This window comes from Corynebacterium sp. HMSC075D04, from assembly GCF_001815635.1.
Classification (GTDB): Bacteria; Actinomycetota; Actinomycetes; order Mycobacteriales; family Mycobacteriaceae; genus Corynebacterium; species Corynebacterium coyleae.
Genome location: NZ_KV821289.1, coordinates 195,759 through 220,772, shown reverse-complemented (window position 1 = coordinate 220,772; position 25,014 = coordinate 195,759). Strand labels below are relative to the sequence as shown.

The window sequence follows — 25,014 nt, the reverse complement described above, 5'->3', positions numbered from 1 at the left end:
GAGTAGGTTACCGCCGACCCAACAACTTCACACACAAACACCCGTAAACGAAACTAAACCCAACCGGTTTCACCTACGGGTGTTTTTGCGCATACCCACATGATTGTTGTCGCCGACAACAGCAACATTGGTGCACACCCACCAGACCGCAATACAGAGTCAGAAACATTGCGTGCCTGACTATGCCACTGCATAGTTGGCGTACACCCATTAGTCCGCAATGTGGACCACGGAGTCGATGCCAGCGGCGGCGCTCTTGTCAGCGCTCTTGGAAAAGTAGCCCAGCCGATACAAGGAAATAGTTGGTGTCTACCCACTTGTCCGCAATGCGGAGCGAAGCGACTTCACGCCACCGAAGACTCGACTAAAGCCACCAGCACACAGTCGTAAATGCAAAATGAAGCTTCACGGCCGCAGCGTTTTACACTCTGCCCAAGTCAGCGAAAGATATGACGTCGGGTTTTGCATACAGCACAGCCAGGAGAGGGACGTAACCGCAATGCGGAGAACGAATCCTTGATAGCCCATTACGGAGTCGAATGCTCGCCAAGTCCGCTCGGCTGAGGGGGATCAGCATAACTGTGTTGAGCATCCCTATAATGGCTTGGATACGAATTGGAGGGATTCCATGGCAGAGGCCGGCAACGGAGATAACCAGGGACGTCAACGTTCTTATGGTGGTGGCGGAGACCGTCGCGGTAGGAATAACCGCGGGCAGTCTCGTGGTCGTCGTGAATTTGGCGACGGAGAGCGCGGACGTCGCGAGGATCGCTACGGTGGAGCACGCGGCGACAATAAACGCGGCGGTCACGGTGGTGGCCGCGGCCGTGGCAAGCCCCACGGTAAGGGCGGCCACCCGGGCCACGGCGGGCAGGACAACCGTGTCCGCCACGATCGCTCGAACCCATATCGTGAGGGATACCGCGAGGAACGGATGGCGCAGAAGGAGCGCGAACCTGACTTGCCGTCGGGCCTGGATATTAACGACCTTGACCCGTCTGTGCTGCAGGACCTCAAGGTGCTTTCCAAGGACAATGCGGAACGCGTTGCACAGCACATGCTGATGGCTACTGATCTCCTGGAGGACGATCCGAAGCTCGCACTTGAGCACGCCCGCGCCGCGAAGAACCGTGCTGGTCGTGTCGGCGTTGTCCGTGAGACTGCTGGCGTAGTTGCATATCGCGCTGGTGAGTGGAAGGAAGCGCTTTCAGAACTTCGTGCGGCGCGGCGGATGTCTGGTGGCCCGGGGCTGCTAGCTGTGATGGCTGATGCGGAGCGTGGCTTGGGCCGACCTCAGAAGGCGCTTGAACTTGGTCGTAGCCCTGAAGCTAATGAATTGGACGAAGCGGGGAAGATCGAATTGGCGATTGTGCTTGCCGGCGCACGCCATGATCTCGGTCAGCACGATTCTGCACTTGCGACGCTGCAGCGCATGAATCCTTCTTTGGATTCGCAGGGATTTGAGCAAGTGCGTCTTTCCTACGCATATGCTGATGCCCTTCTTGCGACTGGCCAGCGTGGTGAGGCCAAGACGTGGTTTGAACACGCTGCGAAGATTGATACGGATGGTTTCACGGATGCGGCGGAGCGCGCCGCAGAATTGGACTAGACAATGGCGCTGAAGGATAACTACGACGCTCTCCTGCTTGACCTCGACGGCACTGTGTGGAATGGCGGAGTGGCGATTCCAAACGCCGTAGAGGCCATTACGGCGTCGGGGATTCCGGCTATGTATGTGACGAACAATGCGTCGCGTAGCGCAGCGGATGTGGCTGCGATGCTGGGCAAGATTGGCCTCGATACGAAGACCGAAGACGTGATCACTTCAGCACAGGCTGCGTTGTCGATGGCTGAGGCGCACCTCGCCCCCGGAGATCCTGTTCTTGTGGTTGGCGCGCCGTCGTTTAAGCAGCTTGTCGACGAAGCGGGTTACGTCGTCGTCGATAGTGCAGATGCGAATCCGAAGGCGGTGCTGCACGGCCACAACCCGGGGACCGGTTGGGTGCAGTTGTCGGAAGCTGCGTTGGCAATTCAGCGGGGCGCAATCTATCTTGCGTCAAACCTGGATACGTCTTTGCCAATGGAACGTGGGTTGATGATCGGCAATGGTTCGATGGTTGCTGCGGTGACATCGGCGACAGGTGTGACTCCGGAAAGCGCGGGCAAGCCGGGGCCGGCGATGTTCATTCAGGCTTCTGAACGCATGAATGCGAAGCGTCCGCTTGCCGTGGGAGACAGGCTAGATACTGATATTGCAGGTGGCGTTGCGGCGGGGATTCCGTCGCTGCACGTGCTTACCGGTGTTTCTGGCCCGTTGGCGCTCATGGAGGCGCCCAAGGAGCAGCGACCGACGTTTATCGCGGAGGATATGCGCGGACTCAACGAGGACCCAGAGGTTTTGCGTCCGGGACCGCAGGGCGGTTTCGCTGCACGTATTGACGGCAACGACATCATTTTGAGCTACGGCAAGGATGGTGCGACACCGATTCAGGCCCTGCGCACGGTTTTGGAGGTCGCGTGGCATATGGAGACTCCACCGGAGTTTGTGCGGCCCAACTCAGAGGCTGCTGAAGCTGCTACAGCTCAGTGGTGGTGACATGAAGCCACCCATGCCCAGGGATCCGCGGGCGCCGCATACGACGCCTGAGGAGGTCACGTCACAGTTTGAAGCGATTCTCGCGGAAGATACTGAATCGCTTGCCGATGAGGTTGACGCACTGACGCGCGCGCATGCGGTACTGGGGCATGCGTTGCAAGAAAGGAACAGCTAATGCCGCCCAAACGGAGGCGTTTGGATGCAGAGCTTGTGCGCCGCAAGATTGCACGTTCGCGCGAGCAGGCTCAAACGTGGATCAAGGAGGGCCGTGTCGAGGTCGGTGGGTTTGTGGCGTCGAAGCCGGCGACAGTGGTAGAGCCAGAGGCGTCGATACGCGTCAATGTCGAGGACATTGATGACTGGGCGTCTCGTGGCGCGCACAAGTTACTTGGAGCGTTGGAAGCCTTCGGGCCACGTGGCCTGAGCGTCGAAGGGCGTAGGGCGCTGGATGCTGGCGCGTCGACAGGTGGGTTTACAGACGTGTTGCTCAGAAACGGCGCACGTGAGGTTGTTGCCGTGGACGTTGGCTACGGTCAGCTCGTGTGGCGCTTGCAGAACGATCCGCGGGTGCGGGTGCTCGATCGGACGAATATCCGAAACCTGACGCCGGACATGATGGGTGGACTCGCGGACCTGATGGTCGGCGACCTGTCTTTCATCTCGTTGAAGCTGGTGTTGCCGGCACTGGTGGAATGTCTTGAGGATGGCGCTGACTTGTTGCCGATGGTCAAGCCTCAATTTGAGGTTGGCAAGGACCGTTTAGGCTCTGGTGGCGTTGTCCGTTCACAGGAGTTGCGCGAAGAAGTCACTGTGGATGTCGCCCAATTCGCACAGGGGCTGGGGCTCAGCGTGCGTGGGGTGGCTGCGTCGCCTCTGCCAGGGCCGAGCGGTAACGTGGAGTACTTCCTGTGGCTTGTAAAGGATGGAGGCGAGGCAATGCTTGACGACGATTCCCTCGCCGCCGCAGTCCAAAAGGCCGTGAAGGAGGGGCCGCAATGACGGCTGAGCGTGAGATCTTGTTGGTTCCGCACTTGTTCCGCGAGTCGAATATCGCGTCCGCAGCGAGGGCTGCGGAGATGCTCCAGGAAGCCGGCATTACGGTGCGGTTGCTTGAACAGGAACAGATGGATGCGATTGAGACGCATCCGGTGCTCAGTGGGCTGACACGTGCCGCTGCTGACGACAATGCGGCGCTTGGCTGCGAGCTGGTGCTGGTGCTCGGCGGAGATGGAACATTTCTGCGCGCCGCAGAGCATGCCCGGGCGCAGGATATTCCGGTGTTGGGAGTCAACCTCGGACATGTCGGGTTCCTCGCAGAAGGTGACGCGGAGAGTCTTGAGGAGTCGGTGAGGCAGGTCGTCGATAAGACGTACCGCGTTGTCGACAGAATGACCATCGACGTGGCAGTCATCGACCAAGAGGGGCAGGTCGTCGGGACGGATTGGGCGCTGAATGAATGCAGCGTGGAGAATCTGGATCGTACACGGGTGCTTGATGCCACGTTGGAGGTTGATTTTCGGCCTGTGTCGTCGTTTGGCTGCGATGGCGTACTGGTGGCCACACCGACCGGATCCACAGCCTATGCGTTTTCTGCTGGCGGTCCGGTGATGTGGCCAGAACTCGATGCGTTGCTGGTGGTGCCGAATAACGCACATGCGTTGTTTGCAAAGCCACTTGTTGTCTCGCCGCGCTCGACGGTTGCTGTGGAGTCAGAACACACGACGTCGAGTGCCATGGCGGTAATGGATGGGTTCCGTCGCATCCCGGTGCCTCCTGGTTCGAGGGTTGAAGTAAGTAGGGGGTCGCGTCCGGTGCGGTGGGTACGCTTGGACGACAAACCGTTCACCGACAGGCTGGTGGATAAGTTCCGGCTGCCGGTGTCCGGCTGGCGCGGCCCGCGGACGGGTCGTGGTGTACGCGGCGTTGATGCGTAAGGAGGCAGAGTGCTCGCAGAGATCGCGATTTCGAACTTGGGCGTGATCCGTCATGCCTCGGCGGAGCTTGCTCCTGGGTTGACGGTGCTCACCGGTGAAACCGGTGCAGGTAAGACCATGGTTGTAACTGGCTTGCGGCTGCTGACAGGAGGCCGCGCTGATGCCTCCCGAGTTCGAACCGGGGCGCAGGAAGCTGTGGTGGAAGGCGCGCTCAGCATCGCAGATCTGCCGGAATCGACATTGTCCGCCGTGCATGCGATTGCAGAGGGCGCTGGTGCAGGGCCTGATGAAAACGGCGAATACGTCGTCTCACGTGCTGTGAAAGCGACGGGGCGATCGAGCGCTCACCTAGGAGGCCGAAAGGTTCCGGCCGCGACACTGGGTGATCTTGCTGGGCATCTGCTCACGATTCATGGCCAGAACGACCAGTTGAGGCTTCTCGCGCCGGAACAGCAGCTGGCGGCGTTGGACCGGTTCGACCCGGCGATCGCTCAGAAGCTTTCCTCCTATCGCGATGTTTATGTCCAGTGGCGGGAGGCAGCGAAAGATCTGAAGGACCGCACCGAGAAACGCCTTGAGTTAGCACAGGAGATGGACCGGCTGCGGTTTGCAATTGAGGAAATCGACGCAGTAGCACCCGTAGACGGCGAAGATGCCGACCTCGTTGCAACCATTAACCGTCTTCAGGATGTTGATGCGCTGCGTGAGGCCGCCCAGACCGCGCTGGTGGCAATTGATGGTGCTGAAGCCGTCGGCGGCTACAGCGCAGAGGCGGAAGAAGCTGCATCAGACCTTGTTGGCAGGGCGCAGGCGGCGTTGGTAGGAGCTAGTGACGAGGAGTTACGGGAGCTTGGTGTGCGCCTCGGGGAGGTCGCCGGTGTGCTTGCGGATGTGTCTGCGGAACTCGGTAGTTTCACCGCAGATCTTCCGACCGACCCGGATGAGCTAGAGCGCCTTCTGCAGCGCCAACAGGAACTCAAGGGGCTCACACGAAAATATGCTCCGGACATCGCGGGTGTGTTGGCGTGGCGAGAGAAGGCCGGGAAACGGCTGAGCAAGATTGATACGTCAGAAGAAGCTATCGACGAGCTGAAGCGCCGCGTTGCTGATCTTGAAGCCGAACTAAAAAAGCGAGCGGCAGCGTTGACCAAGGCACGCAACAAGGCTGCCAAAAACCTCGGGGAGGCGGTGACGGAAGAGCTTCACGGGCTTGCCATGCCGAAGGCGCAGCTGCGCGTCGAGCTGGCGGAGGCCAAGTTTGGCCGCGATGGTGCGGACGCTGTGGAGATCACGCTCGCACCGAACAGCGCGTTGGAGCCAAAGCCGTTGGCCACGAGCGCATCTGGTGGTGAGCTCTCACGAGTCATGCTGGCACTTGAGGTGATCCTTTCGGAGTCGTCGGCGGGCGGCACGCTGGTCTTTGATGAGGTGGACGCTGGTGTCGGTGGACGTGCTGCGGTGGAGATTGGGCGCCGTTTGGCGAGGTTGGCGTTGAGGCATCAGGTCATCGTCGTTACGCACTTGCCCCAGGTTGCGGCGTATGCGAACACGCACCTGCATGTGTCAAAGGACGTGGGCGACGAGGCGGTGACGTCGGGTGTGGGCAATCTGACTGACGAGCAGCGGATTGAGGAGCTCGCGCGCATGATGGCGGGCCTTGATGATTCGGATACAGGGCGTGCCCACGCGGCAGAATTGTTCAAGCGTGCGCAGCGCGAAGTGGAGGAAATGCGGACGTAGCCCGCGCGCCTCCACAGTTCTGGCAGGTCAACGTTGCACAATGGTCGCTATGACTGTTGGAACTGGGGAAGCGCCCGCGCAGGAATTGCGCGGTACGCTGCGCGACTGCACACCGCGGGGCAAAGGCCTTGCTCGCCTGCATGAGGGCGATATTGCGATTGTGGATGCGCCGGACATGCAGCGTCGTTTAGCAGAGCAGCTCATTGCCCGCCGTCCTGCTGCGGTGATCAATCTTGCGCCGTACAGCACTGGATCCTTACCGACGTTCGGTCCGCATTTGCTTCTCGACGCCAACGTTCCGATCTTCGAAGTGGCCGACGCCGCTGTTCGCGAGAAGATCCGCGACGGCAAGAAGGTCACGGTCACGCCAGAGGGGACGATCACCGTCGGAAGGAAAGACGTCGGTGTTGCACAGCGTGTCACACGTGAGCAGGTGGACAACTCCTTCGCTGAGGCACAGCAAGGGCTCGTGGAGAACATGGAAGCCTATTTCGGCAACACCATTGAGTTCATCCACTCGGAAGCGCCGTTGCTTATTGACGGTGTCGGCGCACCCGAACTTGGCGACGCAATGGCGGACCGCAAGGTCGTTGTTGTCTCTCCAGGAGATGACACGCGGCGCCGTCTGACAGGCATCCGCAACTTTATGCGGGAGTACACCCCGGTCATCATTGGTGTGGGAAGCGCCGCGAACACGCTGGCAGAGATGGGTTATGCCGCGGACTTCATTGTCGGTGACCCCGCAGATGTCGCGTCGGAGAATTTGCGTTCTGAAGCACGGGTGATTCTGCCGGCTGACCCAGACGGTTATGCGCCTGGCTTGGAGCGTATCCAAGACTTGGGTGTGGGGGCGATGACGTTCCCAACAGCGACTGATTCGCCGACAGACCTCGCGATCTTGCTTGCTGCGTTCCATGATGCGGAGACGATTGTCACCGTAGGCGAGCCGGTGGAGTTGGACGGGATGCTCACGGACCCGGCAAATGCCGATCCGGCTGCGTTGCTTGCTCGCTTGAAGGCCGGCCGCAAGATTGTTGATTCTACGGTTATTGAGAATCTTTACGCAGTCGAATCCACCAGCGGTGTCGCATGGGCCTGGGCGTTACTCGGCCTGCTGGTCGCTGCTGCCGCCGTCATTCTCGTCGTTGGGCTTGGCGGAAATGGGACGTTCGCCGACAACCTGGTCAATACCTGGGACACAGTTGCCAACACGGTGCGCGGCTGGATTCCGGCAGGGGAAGGGGAGTAAACCGTGGGAAAGCAAAAAGGGACGGGTGGGCTTGTCACTGCTGGTCTGTGTTGGGGGTTAGCTTTCGGCGTGGTGTTGGGGGCGTCGGTACTCGCGCCGGCTATTCCTGGCGGCCCGGATCTGTTCAATGGTGCGTTTCTCAGCGACGTCGACCGGAACGCGAATGGTGATGGAGCCGAGGAGCCGACAAAGGAAAGCAGCGAAGCGCAGCAGCGGCTTGATGCTGCCGATGCTCTTCTGGGCAGTGAGTCGGTGTCCATCGTCTCTGGAGCGCTCAAAGAGGTGCCGGTCGCTATCGTGCGTACGCATACAGCCGCCGATATCGATGTCGATTCCGTGCGGTGGCTGCTCAACGCGGCGGGCGCTTCCGATGCTGGTGAATTGAAACTGACAGAGAAGTTTACGTCGCAAAACTCTGCCGACGAGTTGTCCACGGTGATTGCGTCGACGTTGCCGTCCGGTGCGCAGTTGAGCGTGGAGAACCGTTCACCGGGCACCCATGCGGGTGAGTCGTTGGCGTCGATTATGTTGATCGACCCTGAGACGAAGGAAGCGCCGGCACAGGCTTCGGATCGCAAAATCGTAATTGACACGCTGCAACAATCCGGTTTCGTCGAGACGAAAGGTGAGATCGTGCCCGCGGAGGCTGTCGTGATTGTGGATGGCGCCTCCGGTGACGCCGGCGGAGACTTCGGTGCGAAGCTGGTGCAGGACCTTGCGGAAGCACTTGGCCATGCAGGCAAAACCGTGCTGACGAGTCAAGACATCGCGCCAAAGGAACTGCGCGGCGTGACTACGGTAGGCAACGTGAGCTACGAGTCCGGCAGGATTTCTTCAGTGCTGGCGGTGGCAGAGTGAGCCACGAATTTACCGTCGAGTCCTCCGAGGCACTGATCGAAGCCCCAATCATCGCTGTGCGCCGCGACAGTGTGGTCATGCCTGGTGGCAAGCCAGCTAACCGTGAGATCGTCGAGCATTTCGGCGCAGTGGCAGTAGTTGCACTTGACGACGACGGGCGCGTCGCGCTCGTCGAGCAGTACCGGCACAGCGTAGGCAAGCGGCTGCTTGAACTGCCTGCGGGGCTTCTGGACATGTACGAAGAAGACGAGTTGGTATGTGCGAAGCGCGAACTGGTTGAGGAAGCCGGTCTCGAGGCTGAGCAGTGGGGCGTGCTGGTGGATTTGGTGACGTCTCCGGGATTTGCGGAAGAGGCGGTGCGGGTATTCGTCGCAAAGCAACTGCGCGAGGTGGAACGCCCGGACGCCGAGGACGAAGAAGCCGACATGGACTTTCGGTGGGTGCCACTGAGCGAGGCCGCACAAATGGTGCTTCGAGGCGAGATTGTGAACTCAATCGCCGTGGGCGGCATTTTGGCTGCTTGCCGCGTCGCAGAGGGTAAAGCGCAGTCACGTGATGTGTCGGAGCCATTCGAGTTGCGCCCGCAATCGCTGCCGAAGCGGCGAGCCGAGCGTGGCATCGTGCCGGATATGAAGCGCATCTAGATGGCGGTAAAAGCCGACGAACTAGCTGCGCGCTGGTTGCAGCATCTCGCTGTTGAGCGGGGAGTCTCCCCTCACACGTTGAGTAACTACACCCGCGACGTCAACCGGTACACACGATGGTTGGCAGCCGCTGGGAAAAGCGACTTGGCAACAGTCAGTGCCACCGATGTAGAGGCGTACGTTGCTGACTTGCGCCGCGGGGTGGACGGCGCACGCCCCCTCGCGGCATCTTCGGCTGCGCGTGCGCTGACTGTCGCCCGAGGCTTGCACCGTTTTGGCGTAGAAGAAGGCGTATTGCCGGCAGATACCGCTGCCGAAGTTTCCCCACCGTCAGCTGGCGAGAAGCTACCCGACACTTTGAGCATTGGGGAGGTGGCGACGCTTCTCGATGCCTGCCCGACCGAACAGCCCCTCGGCCTACGCGACAAGGCGCTGTTGGAAACGCTGTATGCCACAGGTGCGCGAGTTTCTGAGGTGCTTGATCTGAGCGTCGATGATGCGACAGCCGCAATAGATACTGAAGGCATTCTGACCGTGACTGGCAAGGGAAGTAAGCAGCGCCTCGTCCCGCTCGGCCGGCATGCACAAGATGCGATCGAGGCGTATCTCGTGCGAGGCAGACCCGTATTCGCCACCGGGAAGTCACACGCGTTGTTCTTGAATAGGCGCGGTGGAGCCTTAACTCGCCAGAGCGCCTGGACTGTAATCAAGCAGGCTGCGGAGCGTGCGGGGATAGACAAAGAGATCTCCCCGCACACGCTCCGGCACTCGTTTGCCACGCATCTGCTGGAAGGTGGCGCAGATGTGCGCTCCGTGCAGGAATTGTTGGGGCACGCTTCAGTGACGACTACGCAGATTTACACACATGTCACAGCAGATAGCCTGCGCGAGGTTTGGCGTAGTTCGCATCCACGTGCGTAAGCTTTTGCGCTTATGAGTGAGTACACATTTGCACGAGCACGTCGCGCAACACTTGCGGTTCCGGCAGCCCTGCTGCTTGCCGTGGGGCTTGGCGGAGGTGTGGGAGCACACCCTGCCTCGGCGCAGATCCCGGGCGGGCTAAGCCCGGATGCAATGGCGAACATGATTCCCTCGGAGATCACCGTGCCTGCGGGGCAGACGACGACGGTTGATGTGGGCGTGCCGGTGGATGTGAATTACTCCGCAGGCGGCTGGGTGGTCACATCCAATGGCACGTCGGTGTCGGTGACCGCTCCAGCGGAAGAGGGCGCGACCGCAGCAGTGCCTGCGAGCGCCGGCGGTTACACGGCGACAGTTAACCTCGTCGCTGTGGGCGGCGGACAGGCAACTGATGCAGACGAAATTGCGGGCGGTGGCGCTGGAGAAAACACCGAGCACCACGGTGGTGGAGGCCACTCCGAAGACAACGGTGGCGGTGGCGCAAACGGCGGTGGCGACGCAAACGGTGAAGCCTCGAACGGCGGATCCGGTGCGGGTGCAGGCAGTGGCAGCGGCGCCGTCAATCGCCCTGAGCGTAAGCCAGCGGAAAAGGCGGACACCGCGGATGCGAAGCGCCTCGATTTCGAGGGAGAGATTCACGGCAACGAGATCGTGGTCAAGGTGCCGTTGAGTAAGGCGCGCGATTTGATGAAATACGCCAACTACGACTCGTCGAATGCGAAACTGCGTTACCTCGATGTCAACGGCAACATCATCGAAGGGGTCAAGCGTGACGTGAACGTCGCGGGGCGCACGTTGACGCTGACGTACCCGGAAGGCGAGACGCCTGACAACCCGTTCATTATGGAGGTCGTGGAGAACGGCGCGGCGACGTTTGTCGCGGTGATTACGTCGACGAATGCTCCGGTTGAGCAGGCTGCCGAAACGGATGAAGAAAACCCGTATGCGGGAGCAGACAACAAAGGTCAAGGCGATAGCGTTGACTCGGGTTCGTCGGTAGGTGATCTTGTCCCGCTCATCATTGGTGGTGGTGCGCTTATCGCGGCACTTGCGCTGCTGATTATCTTCCTTCGGAAGCGAAGCCGTGGGCAGGTCTAATCACAGCGTTGTAAGATGACTGCAGTCAAGGGTTTAGACGTGATCGAGGGAAGGATCGGCCATGGCGGACGAGGCGCTGTTTGACGCGGCTGACCAGAAGACGTTTTTGACGGGTCGGCCGTGGCGTGAGTTTGCCAAGCCGAAGGAGCTTGAGCGGCACGGTCCCGCAACCATCATCTCGATGGTGAACCAAAAGGGCGGCGTGGGTAAGACCACGTCCACTATCAATCTCGGTGCATGCTTGGCAGAGCAAGGGCGCAAGGTGCTACTGGTAGACCTCGACCCGCAGGGTGCACTCTCCGCTGGCCTTGGTGTGTCCTATGAGGAGGATCAGGTCACGGTCTACGACTTGCTGTTTGACAACACTGCCAGCATTCACGCGGCGATCAAGCGCTCAAACGTGTCCGGGCTTGATCTGGTACCCGCGAATATTGACCTGTCTGCGGCTGAGATTCAGCTGGTCAACGAAGTCGGCCGCGAGCACACGCTTGCTCGTGCGCTGCGCCCCGTGCGCGGGGAGTACGACTTCATCATCCTGGACTGTGGCCCGTCGCTCGGTTTGCTCACTGTGAATGCGTTGGCGTGCTCGCAGGGCGTGATCATCCCCATGGAGTGTGAGTACTTCTCGCTCCGTGGTCTCGCGCTGCTCACCGATACCGTGGAAAAGGTGCGCGACCGCATCAACTTCGACCTGGACATCGTGGGCATCCTTGTCACTATGTTTGATCGTCGCACGACCCACGCCCGTGAGGTCATGGATCGTGTAGTTGAGGTGTTCGGCGACCGCGTCTTCGACACCGTGATTACCCGTACCGTGCGTTTCCCGGAGACATCGGTTGCGGGTGAGCCGATTATTACGTGGGCTCCCAACTCGCAAGGTGCGGAACAGTACCGCAATCTGGCCCTTGAGGTGTTGGAGCGCACTAGCTAGTGGCCCAGGCACCTGAGCAGTACCCCCAGCCGGAGATCACGGGCTTTACCCTCGCGCTGAATAACTTCGAAGGGCCGTTTGATCTGCTGCTCAGCTTGATTCAGGCGAAGAAACTCGACGTGACCGAGGTTGCGCTCGCCGAGGTGACCGACGAGTTCATTGCGTATACCCGTGCATTGGGGCAGACGGAGTCGCTTGACGAGGTCACTGAGTTCCTCGTGGTCGCGGCCACCTTGTTGGACATGAAGACTGCGCGGCTGTTGCCACGTGGTGATCATGACCTGGAGGAGGACTACGACCTTCTGGAGGCCCGGGACCTCCTGTTCGCACGTCTTCTGCAGTACCGCGCATATCAGCAGGTTGCTGACCAGTTTGCTACGTGGCAAGCATCTGCTAATCGACGACACCCGCGTGCCGTATCCATGGAGCCTCGGTTCGTGGACCTTTTGCCACCGGTTGAACTTGGGCATACCGCAGCAAGTTTCGCGGAACTTGCTGCCAGTGTTTTCCGGCCTAAGCCGCCGGAGGAAGTACGCACTGACCACCTGCACGCCATTGCTGTGTCCGTGCCTGAGCAGGCGGGCAAGATCCTGGACACACTCAAGCTCGCCGGCTCAGGTACCTGGATGACGTTTGCCGCACTGACACGCGATTGCACGAGGTCCATGGAGGTGGTTGGCCGGTTCCTCGCCCTGCTGGAGTTGTACAAGGCCCGAGCGGTGGAAACAGAGCAGCCCGAAGCGCTTGGCCAACTTGACGTGTCCTGGACCGGGCTTGAGGTCGATCCGGCGGTCGTTGCGGCATCGAACTGGAACTAGTCACTGAACAAGTACGGGCAGCTAGACTCCTGCGGTATGGAAGACATGCCGATGGTTGCGCAGTTGCGTTCGCGGATTGAGTCGGTGCTGTTGGTCGTCGATACGCCGGTGTCCGTGGAGGACCTCGCGGGTGCGCTCGGAGCAACGACTGCGGAAGTGTCGGATCACCTTCGCGCGTGGTCGCGAGAACTCGACACCCGTGGCAGTGGCATTGATTTGCGTGAGACCGCAGAGGGCTGGCGGCTGTATACCCGGCCCGAAAATGCCGATGCGGTCGAGGCGTTCTTGCTCGACGGCACGCAGAAGAAACTCTCGCGCGCGGCAATGGAGACGCTCGCAGTGGTTGCTTACCGCCAGCCGGTGACGCGCTCGCAGGTTGCCGGAGTGCGCGGGGTCAATGTTGATGGCGTCATGCGCACCCTTGCGCTGCGCGGCTTGATTGCGGAGGTTGATCCTGAGCAAGAATCTGGCGCACACCGCTATGTGACGACGGAGCTGTTCCTCGAACTTCTGGGCATTGACTCGCTTGAGCGCCTTCCTGACCTTGCGCCACTGCTTCCGGACATCGATGCAATCGAAGATGCCTGGTAGGATCGGCCCAAAAACCGCATACGACTGAAAAGGAATTGAGGAAACATGACTCCTCCCGCTCGCCGAGACGGCACACCGGACAAGCCCGAGAAGGACGAAACGTTCTACATCTCGTACGCGAAGCCGGCAAAGAAGCAGAATGTCCGTTTGGACAAGCGACGCGCAAATGCCGCGAAGAATGAGCCCCACCCGCTGGATGACAACTGGTGGGACGACAACCCGCAGGATAAGACCCGCAAAACTGAGGGGATCCGTCTGCAGAAGGTGTTGGCGCAGGCAGGTGTGGCGTCTCGTCGTCACGCAGAGGCCATGATCGACCAGGGCCGCATTGAGGTCAACGGCAAGATCGTCAACGTGCAAGGCATGCGTGTTAACCCGAACGTGGACATCATCCGCGTGGACGGGGAGCGCATCAACGTCAACGAGGAGCACGAATACTTCGTGTTTAACAAGCCGCGTGGCGTGCACTCGACGATGAAGGATGAGCTTGACCGCACCTCGGTCGGCTCCTACCTTTCGGAGCGCACCGCCGCGGGTCAGCGTCTGTTCCACGTGGGACGCCTCGACGCCAACACGGAGGGTCTGTTGCTGTTGACCAACGACGGTGAACTGGCGAATCGTCTGATGCACCCGAAGTACGAGGTGTCGAAGACCTACATGGCCACTGTCCTGGGCGAGGCGAACAATGCGCTGGTCAAGCAGCTCAAGGAGGGCATCGAGCTTGACGACGGCCCCGCGAAGGCCGACTACGCTCAGATCGTGGATGTCCACAACGGGCAGTCGATCATCCGAGTGGAGCTCCACGAAGGGCGTAAGCACATTGTGCGCCGCATGCTGAAGGAAGCTGGCTTCCCGGTGCAACGACTGGTTCGCACCAAGTTCCACACGGTCCAGCTCGGCGAGATGAAGCCAGGCATGATGCGTGCGCTCAATTCCTCCGAGCTTGCGTCGCTGTACAAGGCGGTGGGGATGTAATGGCAGACCAGAAGATTTCCAACTTGGCTGACGGCGGGCTGATTCTCGCAGTGGACGGCCCGTCCGGCACCGGTAAATCTACGATGTGTCGCGCGTTAGCGAAGAAGCTCGACGCGAAGTATGTGGATACGGGTGCGATGTACCGCGTTGCCACCCTGGCCGTCTTGCGCGCTGGTGTCGACCCGGTTGATACGGATGCGGTGATCGAAGCGACCGCTGATCTGCCGCTTGAGGTATCCGACGATCCGGATTCCACCGCAGTGTTGTTTGCAGGTGAGGATGTTGCCCGCGAGATCCGAGGACCGGAAGTCACCCAGCACGTTTCTGCGGTCTCTGCGATCCCGCAGGTCCGCGTGAACCTTGTGGAACTGCAGCGCAAGTTGGCCCGCGAGGCCGGCCGCGCGATCGTGGAGGGCCGCGATATCGGCACTGTCGTGTTGCCGGATGCTCCGGCAAAGGTCTACATGACGGCAAGCGCTGAAGTACGTGCGAAGCGTCGCTTCGATCAGGATGTAGCCGCTGGCCGTGACGTGGACTTTGATGCAGTGTTGGCGGATGTGAAGCGGCGCGACGAGGCGGACTCGTCACGCAAGACCAGCCCGCTGCGTCCCGCTGACGACGCCGAGATCGTGGATACGTCTGAAATGACCCCGGATGAGGTGCTCGCTGCGCTGACTGCCGTGGTGGAAAGGAGCGCACGATGAGCGACAAGAAGAACATTGAAGACGGTCTCGAGCCGGAGACTCAATTCATCCAACCCGGCATCGATGCCTCTGGCTACGACGACCTTGAAGCCTATGAGGTCGATGCGGACGACGCTGAGTACTACGACGACCTCGAGGACTTCGATGAGTCGGAGTTCAGCGAGGCCGACTTCGGCGATGATACCGATGCTGGCGACGAGACCGACGACTACACCGACGAAGAATGGGCCGAAATCGAAGCCGAATACGGCATCATCCGCCCGGACGTGGTCAAGGAAGCGTTGCCGACGGTGTCTATCGTGGGCCGCCCGAATGTGGGTAAGTCTTCGCTGGTAAACCGGTTCTTGGGTCGTCGTGAAGCAGTTGTGGAGGACCATCCCGGCGTGACCCGCGACCGTGTGAGCTACATGGCGGAGTGGAACGGACGTCGTTTCTGGGTGCAGGACACCGGTGGCTGGGACCCGGACGCAAAGGGCATCCACGCCTCGATCGCGCGCCAGTCCGAGGCAGCCATGGAGACCTCGGACGTCATCGTCATGGTTGTCGACGCAAAGACCACCGTGACCGAGACAGACATGGTGATGGCCCGCAACCTGCAGCGCGCTGAGGTGCCTGTCATCCTCGTTGCAAACAAGTTTGAGTCCGACAGTCAGTGGGGCGAGGTCGCCGAGTTCTATTCGCTGGGTCTTGGCGATCCGTGGCCGGTCTCTGCGCTGCACGGCCGCGGCGGTGCCGACGTGCTCGATGAGATCCTGCGCAACTTCCCCGAGGTTCCGCGTGCTGCCGCGTCGGTCACTCAGGGCCCGCGACGTGTTGCACTTGTGGGCCGCCCGAACGTGGGCAAGTCCAGCCTGCTGAACAAGCTGACCAAGTCCAATCGCTCTGTCGTGGACAACGTCGCCGGCACCACCGTCGACCCGGTCGACGAGTTGGTGCAGTTGGACGAGGACCTTTGGACGTTCATCGATACCGCCGGCCTGCGGAAGAAAGTTAAGAACGCCCAGGGCCACGAGTACTACGCATCACTGCGCACTCGCGGCACGATCGAGGCCGCTGAAGTGTGTGTGGTGCTCATCGACGCCTCCCAGGAGATCTCCGAGCAGGACCAGCGCGTGATCTCGATGGTCCTCGAAGCCGGCAAGGCGATGGTGATCTGCTTTAACAAGTGGGACCTCATGGACGAGGATCGTCGTTACGAGTTCGACCGCGAATTCGACCTGACCATGGGCCAGTTGAAGTGGGTAACCAAGCTCAACATTTCCGCGGACACCGGTCGTGGTCTGCACCGCCTGGAGCCAGCGATGAAGGAAGCGCTGGAGAACTGGGACAGGCGCATCTCGACGGGCCAGCTGAACAACTGGCTGCGTGAGGCGATTGCCGCGAACCCGCCTCCGATGAAGAACAACCGTCTGCCCAAGCTGCTCTTTGCCACCATGGCGACGACGCGCCCGCCGACAATCATTCTGTTCACCACGGGCTTCCTCGATGGCGGTTACCGCCGCTACCTTGAGCGCAAGTTCCGCGAGCAGTTCGGCTACCACGGCACTCCGGTGCGCATCGCGGTGCGTGTGCGTGAGCGTCGCGGAAAGAAGTAGGCAGGACTATGGACTCGACGGTCTATTCCGCGCCCTCAGATCCGAAGGGGCCGTTGCCCCTGATTGTTGCGCTGCACGGCCGTGGCGATAATGGGCGGAACTTCCTCGGCGGTACCGGCCTCGTGCAGGCCAACGCAGTGGTCGTTGCGCCGACGGGTGCCGGTCTGGCGTGGGCTCCTGCGCCGTACGCGCTGAACACGATTGAGCAGGACAAGGCGCGTATCGACGACATCATCGCCCAAACCAGCGAACACTTCGACATCGACCCCGAACGCATTTACGCCGTTGGTTTCTCCAATGGTGGCGGTCTCGCGGTCTACTTGTCTACGCTCAGCGATACCTTCGCGGGTGTTGCCTCTGTGTCTGCGGCTGTGCGCTGCACCGAGGCGCAGATCGAGGCAGCCGAGCCGGTGGACTACCTCAACATCCACGGCACCCACGACGACGTAGTGCCATATAACGGCGAGGTCCGGCCGGGATACGGAAGCCCCGCTGAGGACGGCATTCTCGGCGCTCCCGAAGTGGTTGCCGCGTTTGAGCGTCGCAACAGCGACAAGGCTCGTACCCTGCACCACCGAGTGGAGGGCATGGGCCACGAGTGGCCTACCGGACCGTGGGCTGCGCATCGTGGCATCGACGTGACCGAGGAGATCTTCGACTTCTTCGGGATTGAGAAGCGGACCGATTTGTTTTAGCAGCCCGCTCTATCGCCGGTACACAAACGCGTCCGTGCGGTAGGGCAGCGGGATGATTTGTCCCTCATCGAACCCGAGGCGCTCGTAGAGGTACCACGTCAGATTCGCCTCCATCTTTGCTCGGGTGCGCTCGGAGGCTTTCAGCCAGTACGAGCGTGTGGCCATGAGCTCGAAGCAGTGTTCGACTGGGATCTGATCGACCCACTCCGTGCGGACCTCCCGTTCGAGTTGCCACGGGGCGTGCACGGTGGGGTAGAAGCCTTCGCGCTGCACATCACCCGAGTGCATGATGCGGCTGAGCCGCAGCACCCAAGGGTGATGTACCGCGAGCGTATTCCAACACAGGACAAGGCAACCGCCATCGCGGATGACGCGGTCTGTCTCAGCGCTGGCCTCTGCCGGGTCTACCCAGTGCCAGGTCTGTGCGCACGCGATCGCATCGACGGCATTGTCCGCGAGCCCCGTCGCTTCCGCCGTCGCCCGCCACACAGGCACCTCCGGCAACTGGTGATGGAGTACGCGTGTCATGTCGGGGGAGGGGTCGCAGGCGTAGACGGTGCGGTGGTCGTCGATAAGCAACTGCGTTAATTTCCCAGTGCCGGCGCCGACGTCGCACACGACATCGGCGCCGTCGAACAACTCGGCAACCTCACGAGGATACGACGGACGCGCGTCGTGGTAGCGATCCGCATCGCGCACAAACGCACTCGCCGCGGTGTGTTGGTGAGCGCGGTCACGAAAGGTCGGCTGCGACTTCTTGCTCGGACCTGGCTGTGTTCCGCTTATTGGCATGATGCACTAATCTACCTGTCGTGTTTTATCCGGAGCAGCAGACGTAATGGGCAAAGTTTCAACCGTCACCGCGGCGGCGTTGTCCACAGTCCTGCTCGTACTCACCGGCTGCTCCGGAGGGGACGGAAGCGTCAAGGAACCCGGGGTAACAACCAAAGCACTGCCCGCTGCGGACGACGTGCGCGAGGTCGAACCATGGGGGCCACCAGGCAGCGAACATCGCAACATCACCGCAGGTGGGTTGAAGCGCGACTACATCGTCTCTACCCCTGCGGGAGCGCGTCAGCGTGACCGTCTGCCAGTGATCTTCGTGTTCCACGGCTATAAGGAAGACGCCGAAAAGATCCGGAAAAACTCCGGGCTCGATGCCGCAGACGCCATCGTGGCGTACCTCGACGGCAAAGACTCCGCCTGGGCGCCCGCACCATACGCCTCAACCTCCGGGCAGCAAGACCTGGCGTTCGTCGACGCCGTCCTGGCTGAGATTGAAGGTGAGTTTTCAGTTGACCGCTCTCGTGTTTTTGCCGCAGGTTTCTCTAACGGCGGAGGTTTCGCCGCATTTGTGGGTTGCCAACGGCCGCAGGCATTCACTGGTATCGCGACAGTTGCGGGCGCCTATTATCAACGCGTTTCTGCAGGCTGTTCCCAGATCCCGATGATGCACGTCGATTTCCACGGCACGGGCGACAATGTCATCGCCTACAACGGCGGGCAACGCCACGCCACGGCATACAACTCGGTGGAGGAAATGCTTCACGAGTCCGCATCACGCAACCACTGTGCAGCACGCGACGAAGATATTGAGGTGGCCCCGGGCGTCATCCGAGAGCGTTGGTCGAGGTGCGACGCCGAACTTGCCCACTACCGCATCGAAAATGGCCCCCACGTGTGGCCAGGCGGCGCCGGCGACTCATCTGGGACGGTGCCGAAAGGCTTCGCCACCGACGCCATGCTGAAGTTCTTCCGGCTCGGCCGGGCGACGCAGCAGTAGCGCACTGCTTGACGACGACCACCCGTACAGACGCGGTTACGCACTTTTCAGCGCCACGCGTTGGGCAATTCCGGCACACTGGAACGCATGATTTATAGCTTCGAGGGCAAAACCCCCAAGATTCTTCCATCGGCGTACATCTCTGACGAGGCGACGATTATCGGCGATGTAGAGATCGGCGAGGACGCCAACATCTGGCCCGGCGTGGTCATCCGTGGCGATGTGGGCGCAATCCGTATCGGTGCGCGTGTGAACGTGCAGGACGGCTCAGTCCTGCACGTGGACACGGATGGGGAGACAGTGCTCGAGGAGGACGTGACGATTGGCCACCTTGCGATGATCCACGGTTGCCATATCGAGCCAGGCTGCCTGATCGGGATGAATGCGACGGTGCTGTCGCGGTCGCGCATCGGCAAGGGCAGCATCATCGCCGGCGGGGCAGTGGTACTGGAGGGGCAGCAGTTGCCGGAGTTCTCTCTTGCAGCAGGTGTGCCGGCAAAGGTCAAGCGCGCACTCGAGTCGGACACCTTTGAGGCGCGGTTGAGGCACGCGGCGTATTACGTGGAGCTGGGCCGGCGGGCAGCGACAGGTCTCATGGCGGTGGACCGGGCGTCGCTTGCGTAAAACTTCACACTAGAACTGCTGTGAAAGTCACATAAACAGGAGTAACGTGACGGGCATGACATTCAATAACGTAACAGTACTTGGTGCAGGTGTCCTGGGCGCGCAGATCGCTTTTTGCTCTGCGTTCGCGGGAAAGAAGGTAGTGTCCTACGACATTAACGAGGAGGCCCTCGCGGCCGGCAAACAGCGTTTCGACGCCATCGGTGAGCAAATGAAGGTGGAGCTCGAGTCCGCTAACGACGAAACCATCGCGGCGGCGCACGAAAACCTCACCCAGACCTCGGACCTTAAGGAAGCGCTAGCGAACGCGGACCTGGTCATCGAGGCGATCCCGGAGAACCTCGAGCTCAAGCGCAAGGTGTGGGCCGAAGTGGGGCAGTACGCCCCGGCGACCACCGTTTTTGCCACCAACACGTCGACGCTCATGCCGAGCAAGTTCGCGGACGCGACGGGTGCGCCGGAGCGCTTCTTGGCACTGCACTTTGCCAACCACATCTGGATTCAGAACACTGCCGAGATCATGCCTCACGAGGGCACTGACCCGAAGTATGTGGACCAACTCGTGGAGTTTGCGGAGCAGATCAACATGGTACCGGTCCCGCTCAAGCGCGAGCAGCCCGGCTACGTGCTGAACACCCTGCTGGTGCCGCTGCTCAGTGCCGGCATGTACCTGCTGCACCACGACATCGCTGACCCCGTCGACATCGACCGCGACTGGTGCAACTCCACCGGCTCCCCGCGCGGGCCGATTGAGATCATGGACCTCGTCGGCGTGCGCACCTTGGTCGCCGTGATCGAGTCCAACGAGAACGCCCCGCAGTGGCAGAAGGATTTCGTTGAGACGACACTGAAGCCGATGGTCGCAGAAGGTAGGACCGGCTTGGAAGCTGGGCAGGGCTTCTACACCTACGACGCGAACGGCAAGATCGTGTCTTAACCTACAGTCGCAAATACCCCTGGGGCCTGGCGTTTATCGCAGCGGCCCCAGGGGTGTTTTGTCGGACTGACAGGATTTGAACCTGCGACCCCCACACCCCCAGTGTGGTGCGCTACCAAACTGCGCCACAGCCCGATCCGTTACCGTTTGCATTGCTGCAATTGTGGCAACTTGTCGCATATTACAGCACTGTCATGCTGCCCCAAAACTGCCAGGTCAGTTGACGGTGCCGTCGACGTAAACCCAGGCGCCGTCGCGCCGTTCGAAAGTGGAGCGCTCCCGAAGGGAACCGCCGGGGTAGTGGGCTTCAAAGACCACGACACCATCGGTGTCGAAGGGGCCGCCACCTTTGGTTTCCAGGACGATCAGGCGGGTAAACGGCTCGCCTTCAGGATTCACGTCAAGGCCGGCGGGCAACTCTTCCGGTGCCCAGGTGCGGGCGATGTAGTCACCGTCGCCGATGACGAACGCGGTGTAGCGCGACCGCATGAGGGTCTCAGCGGTCGGGGCTTTCGCAGTACCGGAAATGTAGCGGCCGCAGCAGGCTTCATATGGCATGCCAAGCCCACATCGGCAAAGCCCGCGTACTTCGCTCCACAAGTCACCGGTGCCAGCAGTACCTTCAGCGTTTTCAGCGCCTGTCATTACTTGCCCAACCGTTCTGCGCGGTGCAGTTGGTTCTGGCGACGACGGCGCTCAAGCGAGGCGGTCTCCGCAGTTGTTTCGATCTCGCTCTTGGCCACGTAGCCGTCGACAGTGGACGCGGCACCGGCGGCGCGCAGGGTTTCCACCTGGTCGTCGGTCAGGTCGCCGTAGAGGGTGATCAGGCGGGTGAAGGTGCCGTCGCCGTTGTGGTTGACTTCCACGCGGACGTCGTCAAGCGACATGCCCTTGGCTGCCTCGCGCACTGCCTGGGAGCAGGACACGGCGAGCGCGGACATGTACAGGCCTGTGGAGGTGACACCCTGGCCCTTGCCTCCGGTGTTCTTCGAGCGGTCCGTGGTGATGGCACGGTTAGAGGTGCGCACCACGTCGCCGTACTTCGTGCCGCGGGCAGAGTAGGACACCGCGTTGTCGTCGGTGGTCTTCGCTGGCACAAACAGTGGCTGGAGGTATTGCACGGCCCAGGACCCGATGATGTCTGCAGCGCGTTGTGCAGTGCCTTCGCGGGTGAGTAGGTGGTCTGCCTTGTCCAGCGTCATAAGTGACTTGGGGTAGCGGGCCTTGGTGAAAATATTCTGCGCGTTGTCGATACCGACGGTGACGTCGATAGGCGAGTGCACGATGAGCAACGGCTTGCGCAACTTCGGCAGATATTCCTCTGGGTTGGTCTCTGCGAGGTCTTCGAGGAATTCGCGCGAGATGATCAGTTCGCGCCCGCCGAGGGTGACAGGGACGGAGCCGTGCATGTCGGCGTCGCCGATGGAATGTGCGTAGTGCAGCACCGAGTGGGCGGGGTCGAACGGCGCGCCCACAGTGGCCACCGCCTTGAGCATCTTCTTCAGCTCAGGGCGGGTTGCTGCCTTCAGCGCAGCCGCGCCGCCGAGGGAGTGGCCCATCAGCAGCTGCGGGGCCTTGTAGTTCTCCTCCAGCCACTGCGCTGCAGCGACGATGTCGTCGACGTTCTGCGAAAACGACGTGTCTTTGAATTCGCCTTCAGACTGGCCGAGTCCCGGAAAGTCGAACCGAAGCGTGGCAATGCCGTGCTCGGTCAGGCGCTTAGAAATGCGCGATGCGCCCGGCGTGTGGCGGGACCCGGCGAAGCAGTGCGCGAAGATCGCGTATGCCTGGGCCGGCCCGTCCGGTCGGTCGATGGTGCCTGCCATCATTTTCCCCGTTGACGAGGGGACTTTCACGTTCATAGACAGCATGGTTTGGCTTCCCTCCTTAATTTTGACCATCAGCGTAATCGTGTCACCATCAATTTCGCACGTTGGCGCACCCCTTCAGCGGAACGTTGCGTCAAACCGCATTATCCTTAAGCCTTATGGGCAAATTCGACTGGTTCTGGAAAGCCATGGGCTCCACGGCGGAGCGCAACAATAAGAAGTCCAAGGCTGTCGTCGCTGACGCGCATGGACTCATTGAGGAGCTTTCGCTTCTCGACGACACCGCGCTCGCCGAAACCGTCCGCGCCGCCGTCACAGATGGGGAGGTCAAGGACAAGTCTCGTTTCCTCGCCGGGTTGTCCGTTGCGTCGCAACGCACGCTCGGCATGACTCCGTTTAACGTGCAGAACCAAGCGGTGCTTCGCCTACTCGAAGGCGACGTGATCCAGATGGCCACCGGCGAGGGCAAGACCCTGGTCGGCGCGATGGCCGCGACCGGCTTTGCACTACAGGGAAAGCGCGTCCACCTGATCACGGTGAACAACTACCTTGCCGCCCGTGATGCGGAGTGGATGCGCCCGCTCGTGGAGTTTTTCGGGTTGTCGGTGGCTGCGGTGACGGAGTCGTCGACACGCGAAGAGCGCATCGCTGCCTACCGTTGCGACGTCATCTATGCCCCGGTGACGGAGATTGGCTTCGACCACCTGCGCGACAACCAGATCACCTCCCGCGACCAGACGGTGCAGGCGCCGGCAGATGTTGCCCTCGTCGATGAGGCGGACAGTGTGCTTGTCGACGAAGCCCTGGTCCCACTCGTCCTCGCCGGCTCCGAAGGCGCCCAACAGGCCACCGGGCAGATCACTGAGGCCGTCTCGCACCTGGTGGAGGACAAGGACTACACCATCGATTCGGATGGGCGCAACGCGTTTCTTACCGACGAAGGTGCACAGAAAATCGAGCAGTTGCTGGGCATCGACTCGCTGTATTCCGACGAGAACATCGGCACCACACTGGTCCGCGTGAACTTGGCGCTCCACGCTAAGGCGCTGCTGATCCGCGACGTCCACTACATCGTCGAGGATGGCAAGGTCGCACTTGTCGACGCCTCACGTGGCCGAGTCGCTGAACTCCAGCGCTGGCCGGACGGGCTGCAAGCTGCGGTCGAGGCAAAGGAAGGCCTCGACGTGTCCGAGGGCGGGCGCATCCTAGACTCGATCACCCTGCAGGCGCTCATGCGCCGCTACCCGCTCGTGTGCGGCATGACCGGCACCGCCGTCGAGGCGACCGACCAGCTGCGCAGTTTCTACGGCCTGCACGTCTCCGTTATCGACCGAGCCAACGAGCTCAAGCGTTTCGACGAGGCAGACCGGATCTACGCCACCATGGCAGATAAGAACGCGGCGATTGTCGACGAGATTGAGCACATCCACCACACTGGCCAGCCGGTGCTCGTGGGTACGCATGATGTGGCCGAATCTGAAGCGCTCGCGGAAGCACTCGAGGCGCGTGGCATCGACGTCAACGTGCTCAACGCGAAAAACGATGCAGAAGAGGCACGCATCATCGCAGAAGCCGGCGACATCGGACGTGTCACCGTCTCGACCCAGATGGCCGGTCGCGGCACCGACATCCGTCTCGGCGGTGCGAACGAAAACGATCATGCCGAAGTTGCCGCCCTCGGCGGACTCGCCGTGATTGGCACGGCACGTCACCGCACCGCGCGTTTGGACAACCAGCTTCGCGGCCGTGCAGGGCGCCAGGGCGATCCAGGCTTGAGCTTGTTCTTCGTCTCCCTTGACGACGACATCATCACCACCGGAGGGGCCGACGAATCCTTCTCCGCGCAGCCTGAACCGGATGGGCGCCTCACCGGCAATCGAGCCCAGCAGTTCGTTGAGCACTGCCAGCGCGTCACCGAAGGCCAACTGTTGGAGATCCACTCCCAGACGTGGAAGTACAACAAGCTTCTCGCAGACCACCGCGACATTCTCGACGAGCGTCGCGCCACCATTTTGGATACTGACACAGCGTGGCGAGAACTCTCTAAGCGCTCCCCGCAGCGCGCCGCCGAACTATCGCACCTACCGCAGCCGGCTCTCGACCAAGCAGCGCGCGAAATCATGCTGTTCCATCTCGACGCAGAGTGGTCCGAACACCTCGCGCTGATGGACGATGTCCGTGAATCTATTCACCTTCGCGCTATCGCACGCGAGACCCCGATCGATGAGTACCACCGTATTGCTGTGCGCGAGTTCAAAGACCTCGCCAACCGTGCGGTTGACCAAGCAGTAGAAACCTTTAACACCGTGGATATCGATGAATCCGGGGCGCATCTTGCTGATGCAGGATGGAAGCGTCCAAGCGCCACATGGACCTACATGGTTTCGGATAATCCGCTTGCCGGGTCAGGCAATTCGGTCATTAGTGGCATCGGCAATATTTTCCGTTAAGTCACTAAACACCACCCAATCCCGACTTGGGCGGTACTATTG

The 25,014-nt window shown here is 61.0% G+C and carries 24 protein-coding genes and 1 tRNA gene; 21 read left to right on the top strand and 4 right to left on the bottom strand.

What is annotated here, in order from left to right; all coding sequences use genetic code 11:
- The first annotated feature begins 628 nt into the window (after window positions 1-628).
- The 17 genes from HMPREF3048_RS01810 (at window position 629) to HMPREF3048_RS01730 (ending at window position 17,349) form a co-directional block, all read left to right on the top strand.
- The gene (locus HMPREF3048_RS01810) at window positions 629-1,609 is read left to right on the top strand and encodes a hypothetical protein (protein ID WP_083292055.1); all 981 of its coding nucleotides are present in this window, start codon (window positions 629-631) and stop codon (window positions 1,607-1,609) included.
- 3 nt (window positions 1,610-1,612) lie between these two features.
- Entirely contained in the window at window positions 1,613-2,596 is a 984-nt protein-coding gene (locus tag HMPREF3048_RS01805; protein ID WP_070771036.1) for an HAD-IIA family hydrolase, read from the top strand.
- Between the two features lie 174 nt (window positions 2,597-2,770).
- Complete coding sequence (locus HMPREF3048_RS01800) at window positions 2,771-3,595, top strand: TlyA family RNA methyltransferase (RefSeq protein ID WP_070423228.1); 825 nt, start codon at window positions 2,771-2,773, stop codon at window positions 3,593-3,595.
- Complete coding sequence (locus HMPREF3048_RS01795; RefSeq protein WP_070451574.1) at window positions 3,592-4,530, top strand: NAD kinase; 939 nt, start codon at window positions 3,592-3,594, stop codon at window positions 4,528-4,530. The genes HMPREF3048_RS01800 and HMPREF3048_RS01795 overlap by 4 nt, the downstream gene beginning before the upstream one ends.
- 9 nt (window positions 4,531-4,539) lie before the next feature.
- Complete coding sequence (recN, locus tag HMPREF3048_RS01790; RefSeq protein WP_070771035.1) at window positions 4,540-6,270, top strand: DNA repair protein RecN; 1,731 nt, start codon at window positions 4,540-4,542, stop codon at window positions 6,268-6,270.
- Between the two features lie 40 nt (window positions 6,271-6,310).
- The gene (gene steA, locus HMPREF3048_RS01785; RefSeq protein ID WP_141758818.1) at window positions 6,311-7,519 is read left to right on the top strand and encodes a putative cytokinetic ring protein SteA; all 1,209 of its coding nucleotides are present in this window, start codon (window positions 6,311-6,313) and stop codon (window positions 7,517-7,519) included.
- A gap of 3 nt (window positions 7,520-7,522) precedes the next feature.
- On the top strand, window positions 7,523-8,377 hold the full coding sequence (locus HMPREF3048_RS01780) for a copper transporter (RefSeq protein WP_083308960.1): 855 nt from the start codon (window positions 7,523-7,525) through the stop codon (window positions 8,375-8,377).
- The gene (locus tag HMPREF3048_RS01775) at window positions 8,374-9,021 is read left to right on the top strand and encodes an NUDIX domain-containing protein (protein WP_070615156.1); all 648 of its coding nucleotides are present in this window, start codon (window positions 8,374-8,376) and stop codon (window positions 9,019-9,021) included. Before HMPREF3048_RS01780 ends, HMPREF3048_RS01775 begins: the two co-directional genes overlap by 4 nt.
- Complete coding sequence (gene xerD, locus HMPREF3048_RS01770) at window positions 9,022-9,942, top strand: site-specific tyrosine recombinase XerD (RefSeq protein WP_070423223.1); 921 nt, start codon at window positions 9,022-9,024, stop codon at window positions 9,940-9,942.
- 12 nt (window positions 9,943-9,954) lie between these two features.
- Entirely contained in the window at window positions 9,955-11,040 is a 1,086-nt protein-coding gene (locus tag HMPREF3048_RS01765) for a hypothetical protein (protein ID WP_246818828.1), read from the top strand.
- A gap of 61 nt (window positions 11,041-11,101) precedes the next feature.
- Entirely contained in the window at window positions 11,102-11,971 is an 870-nt protein-coding gene (locus tag HMPREF3048_RS01760; protein WP_070423222.1) for a ParA family protein, read from the top strand.
- Window positions 11,971-12,789 carry a segregation and condensation protein A gene (locus HMPREF3048_RS01755; protein WP_070771034.1) on the top strand — a complete coding sequence of 273 codons (819 nt, stop codon included), beginning with the start codon at window positions 11,971-11,973 and terminating at the stop codon, window positions 12,787-12,789. Before HMPREF3048_RS01760 ends, HMPREF3048_RS01755 begins: the two co-directional genes overlap by 1 nt.
- A gap of 36 nt (window positions 12,790-12,825) precedes the next feature.
- Window positions 12,826-13,380 carry an SMC-Scp complex subunit ScpB gene (scpB, locus tag HMPREF3048_RS01750; protein WP_070423220.1) on the top strand — a complete coding sequence of 185 codons (555 nt, stop codon included), beginning with the start codon at window positions 12,826-12,828 and terminating at the stop codon, window positions 13,378-13,380.
- A 45-nt stretch (window positions 13,381-13,425) separates the two neighbouring features.
- Complete coding sequence (locus HMPREF3048_RS01745) at window positions 13,426-14,355, top strand: pseudouridine synthase (RefSeq protein WP_070423219.1); 930 nt, start codon at window positions 13,426-13,428, stop codon at window positions 14,353-14,355.
- Window positions 14,355-15,059, top strand: a complete 705-nt coding sequence (gene cmk, locus HMPREF3048_RS01740) for a (d)CMP kinase (RefSeq protein ID WP_070484761.1) — start codon at window positions 14,355-14,357, stop codon at window positions 15,057-15,059. Before HMPREF3048_RS01745 ends, cmk begins: the two co-directional genes overlap by 1 nt.
- Entirely contained in the window at window positions 15,056-16,654 is a 1,599-nt protein-coding gene (gene der / locus HMPREF3048_RS01735; protein WP_070771033.1) for a ribosome biogenesis GTPase Der, read from the top strand. Before cmk ends, der begins: the two co-directional genes overlap by 4 nt.
- Window positions 16,655-16,662: 8 nt before the next feature.
- Complete coding sequence (locus HMPREF3048_RS01730; protein ID WP_070451561.1) at window positions 16,663-17,349, top strand: CE1 family esterase; 687 nt, start codon at window positions 16,663-16,665, stop codon at window positions 17,347-17,349.
- 9 nt (window positions 17,350-17,358) lie between these two features.
- On the opposite strand, the gene HMPREF3048_RS01725 is transcribed toward HMPREF3048_RS01730, so the two are convergent.
- Window positions 17,359-18,141 carry a class I SAM-dependent methyltransferase gene (locus tag HMPREF3048_RS01725; protein ID WP_070771032.1) on the bottom strand — a complete coding sequence of 261 codons (783 nt, stop codon included), beginning with the start codon at window positions 18,139-18,141 and terminating at the stop codon, window positions 17,359-17,361.
- 46 nt (window positions 18,142-18,187) lie between these two features.
- On the opposite strand from HMPREF3048_RS01725, the gene HMPREF3048_RS01720 reads away from it, so the two are divergent.
- The 3 genes from HMPREF3048_RS01720 to HMPREF3048_RS01710 all read left to right on the top strand — a co-directional run bounded on the left by HMPREF3048_RS01720 (window position 18,188) and on the right by HMPREF3048_RS01710 (window position 20,693).
- The gene (locus HMPREF3048_RS01720) at window positions 18,188-19,132 is read left to right on the top strand and encodes a CE1 family esterase (protein WP_083316642.1); all 945 of its coding nucleotides are present in this window, start codon (window positions 18,188-18,190) and stop codon (window positions 19,130-19,132) included.
- An 87-nt stretch (window positions 19,133-19,219) separates the two neighbouring features.
- Window positions 19,220-19,756, top strand: a complete 537-nt coding sequence (locus HMPREF3048_RS01715) for a gamma carbonic anhydrase family protein (RefSeq protein ID WP_070771031.1) — start codon at window positions 19,220-19,222, stop codon at window positions 19,754-19,756.
- A gap of 46 nt (window positions 19,757-19,802) precedes the next feature.
- Window positions 19,803-20,693, top strand: a complete 891-nt coding sequence (locus tag HMPREF3048_RS01710) for a 3-hydroxyacyl-CoA dehydrogenase (RefSeq protein ID WP_342027963.1) — start codon at window positions 19,803-19,805, stop codon at window positions 20,691-20,693.
- A 61-nt stretch (window positions 20,694-20,754) separates the two neighbouring features.
- Here the strand turns inward: HMPREF3048_RS01710 and HMPREF3048_RS01705 are convergent.
- From HMPREF3048_RS01705 to HMPREF3048_RS01695, 3 genes are all read right to left on the bottom strand, one after another.
- Window positions 20,755-20,828: transfer RNA gene (locus HMPREF3048_RS01705), tRNA-Pro, on the bottom strand.
- Window positions 20,829-20,909: 81 nt separating this feature from the next.
- Window positions 20,910-21,251, bottom strand: coding sequence for a YchJ family protein (locus HMPREF3048_RS01700; RefSeq protein WP_070771030.1), 342 nt, complete (start codon window positions 21,249-21,251; stop codon window positions 20,910-20,912).
- Window positions 21,252-21,337: 86 nt separating this feature from the next.
- The gene (locus HMPREF3048_RS01695) at window positions 21,338-22,564 is read right to left on the bottom strand and encodes a bifunctional alpha/beta hydrolase/OsmC family protein (RefSeq protein WP_083279529.1); all 1,227 of its coding nucleotides are present in this window, start codon (window positions 22,562-22,564) and stop codon (window positions 21,338-21,340) included.
- Between the two features lie 116 nt (window positions 22,565-22,680).
- On the opposite strand from HMPREF3048_RS01695, the gene secA2 reads away from it, so the two are divergent.
- Window positions 22,681-24,972, top strand: a complete 2,292-nt coding sequence (secA2, locus tag HMPREF3048_RS01690; protein WP_070771029.1) for an accessory Sec system translocase SecA2 — start codon at window positions 22,681-22,683, stop codon at window positions 24,970-24,972.
- The last annotated feature ends 42 nt before the right edge of the window (window positions 24,973-25,014 follow it).

Excerpts from the sequence above, each read along its gene's own strand:
- scpB (WP_070423220.1), top strand. The coding sequence starts at position 12,826 with ATGGAAGACATGCCGATGGTTGCGCAGTTGCGTTCGCGGATTGAGTCG.
- secA2 (WP_070771029.1), top strand. The coding sequence starts at position 22,681 with ATGGGCAAATTCGACTGGTTCTGGAAAGCCATGGGCTCCACGGCGGAG.
- HMPREF3048_RS01800 (WP_070423228.1), top strand. The coding sequence starts at position 2,771 with ATGCCGCCCAAACGGAGGCGTTTGGATGCAGAGCTTGTGCGCCGCAAG.
- HMPREF3048_RS01720 (WP_083316642.1), top strand. The coding sequence starts at position 18,188 with ATGGGCAAAGTTTCAACCGTCACCGCGGCGGCGTTGTCCACAGTCCTG.
- HMPREF3048_RS01810 (WP_083292055.1), top strand. The coding sequence starts at position 629 with ATGGCAGAGGCCGGCAACGGAGATAACCAGGGACGTCAACGTTCTTAT.
- HMPREF3048_RS01760 (WP_070423222.1), top strand. The coding sequence starts at position 11,102 with ATGGCGGACGAGGCGCTGTTTGACGCGGCTGACCAGAAGACGTTTTTG.
- HMPREF3048_RS01795 (WP_070451574.1), top strand. The coding sequence starts at position 3,592 with ATGACGGCTGAGCGTGAGATCTTGTTGGTTCCGCACTTGTTCCGCGAG.
- HMPREF3048_RS01715 (WP_070771031.1), top strand. The coding sequence starts at position 19,220 with ATGATTTATAGCTTCGAGGGCAAAACCCCCAAGATTCTTCCATCGGCG.
- HMPREF3048_RS01730 (WP_070451561.1), top strand. The coding sequence starts at position 16,663 with ATGGACTCGACGGTCTATTCCGCGCCCTCAGATCCGAAGGGGCCGTTG.
- steA (WP_141758818.1), top strand. The coding sequence starts at position 6,311 with ATGGTCGCTATGACTGTTGGAACTGGGGAAGCGCCCGCGCAGGAATTG.
- HMPREF3048_RS01745 (WP_070423219.1), top strand. The coding sequence starts at position 13,426 with ATGACTCCTCCCGCTCGCCGAGACGGCACACCGGACAAGCCCGAGAAG.
- der (WP_070771033.1), top strand. The coding sequence starts at position 15,056 with ATGAGCGACAAGAAGAACATTGAAGACGGTCTCGAGCCGGAGACTCAA.
- HMPREF3048_RS01695 (WP_083279529.1), bottom strand. The coding sequence starts at position 22,564 with ATGCTGTCTATGAACGTGAAAGTCCCCTCGTCAACGGGGAAAATGATG.
- HMPREF3048_RS01765 (WP_246818828.1), top strand. The coding sequence starts at position 9,955 with ATGAGTGAGTACACATTTGCACGAGCACGTCGCGCAACACTTGCGGTT.
- xerD (WP_070423223.1), top strand. The coding sequence starts at position 9,022 with ATGGCGGTAAAAGCCGACGAACTAGCTGCGCGCTGGTTGCAGCATCTC.
- HMPREF3048_RS01725 (WP_070771032.1), bottom strand. The coding sequence starts at position 18,141 with ATGCCAATAAGCGGAACACAGCCAGGTCCGAGCAAGAAGTCGCAGCCG.
- HMPREF3048_RS01700 (WP_070771030.1), bottom strand. The coding sequence starts at position 21,251 with ATGCCATATGAAGCCTGCTGCGGCCGCTACATTTCCGGTACTGCGAAA.
- cmk (WP_070484761.1), top strand. The coding sequence starts at position 14,355 with ATGGCAGACCAGAAGATTTCCAACTTGGCTGACGGCGGGCTGATTCTC.
- HMPREF3048_RS01805 (WP_070771036.1), top strand. The coding sequence starts at position 1,613 with ATGGCGCTGAAGGATAACTACGACGCTCTCCTGCTTGACCTCGACGGC.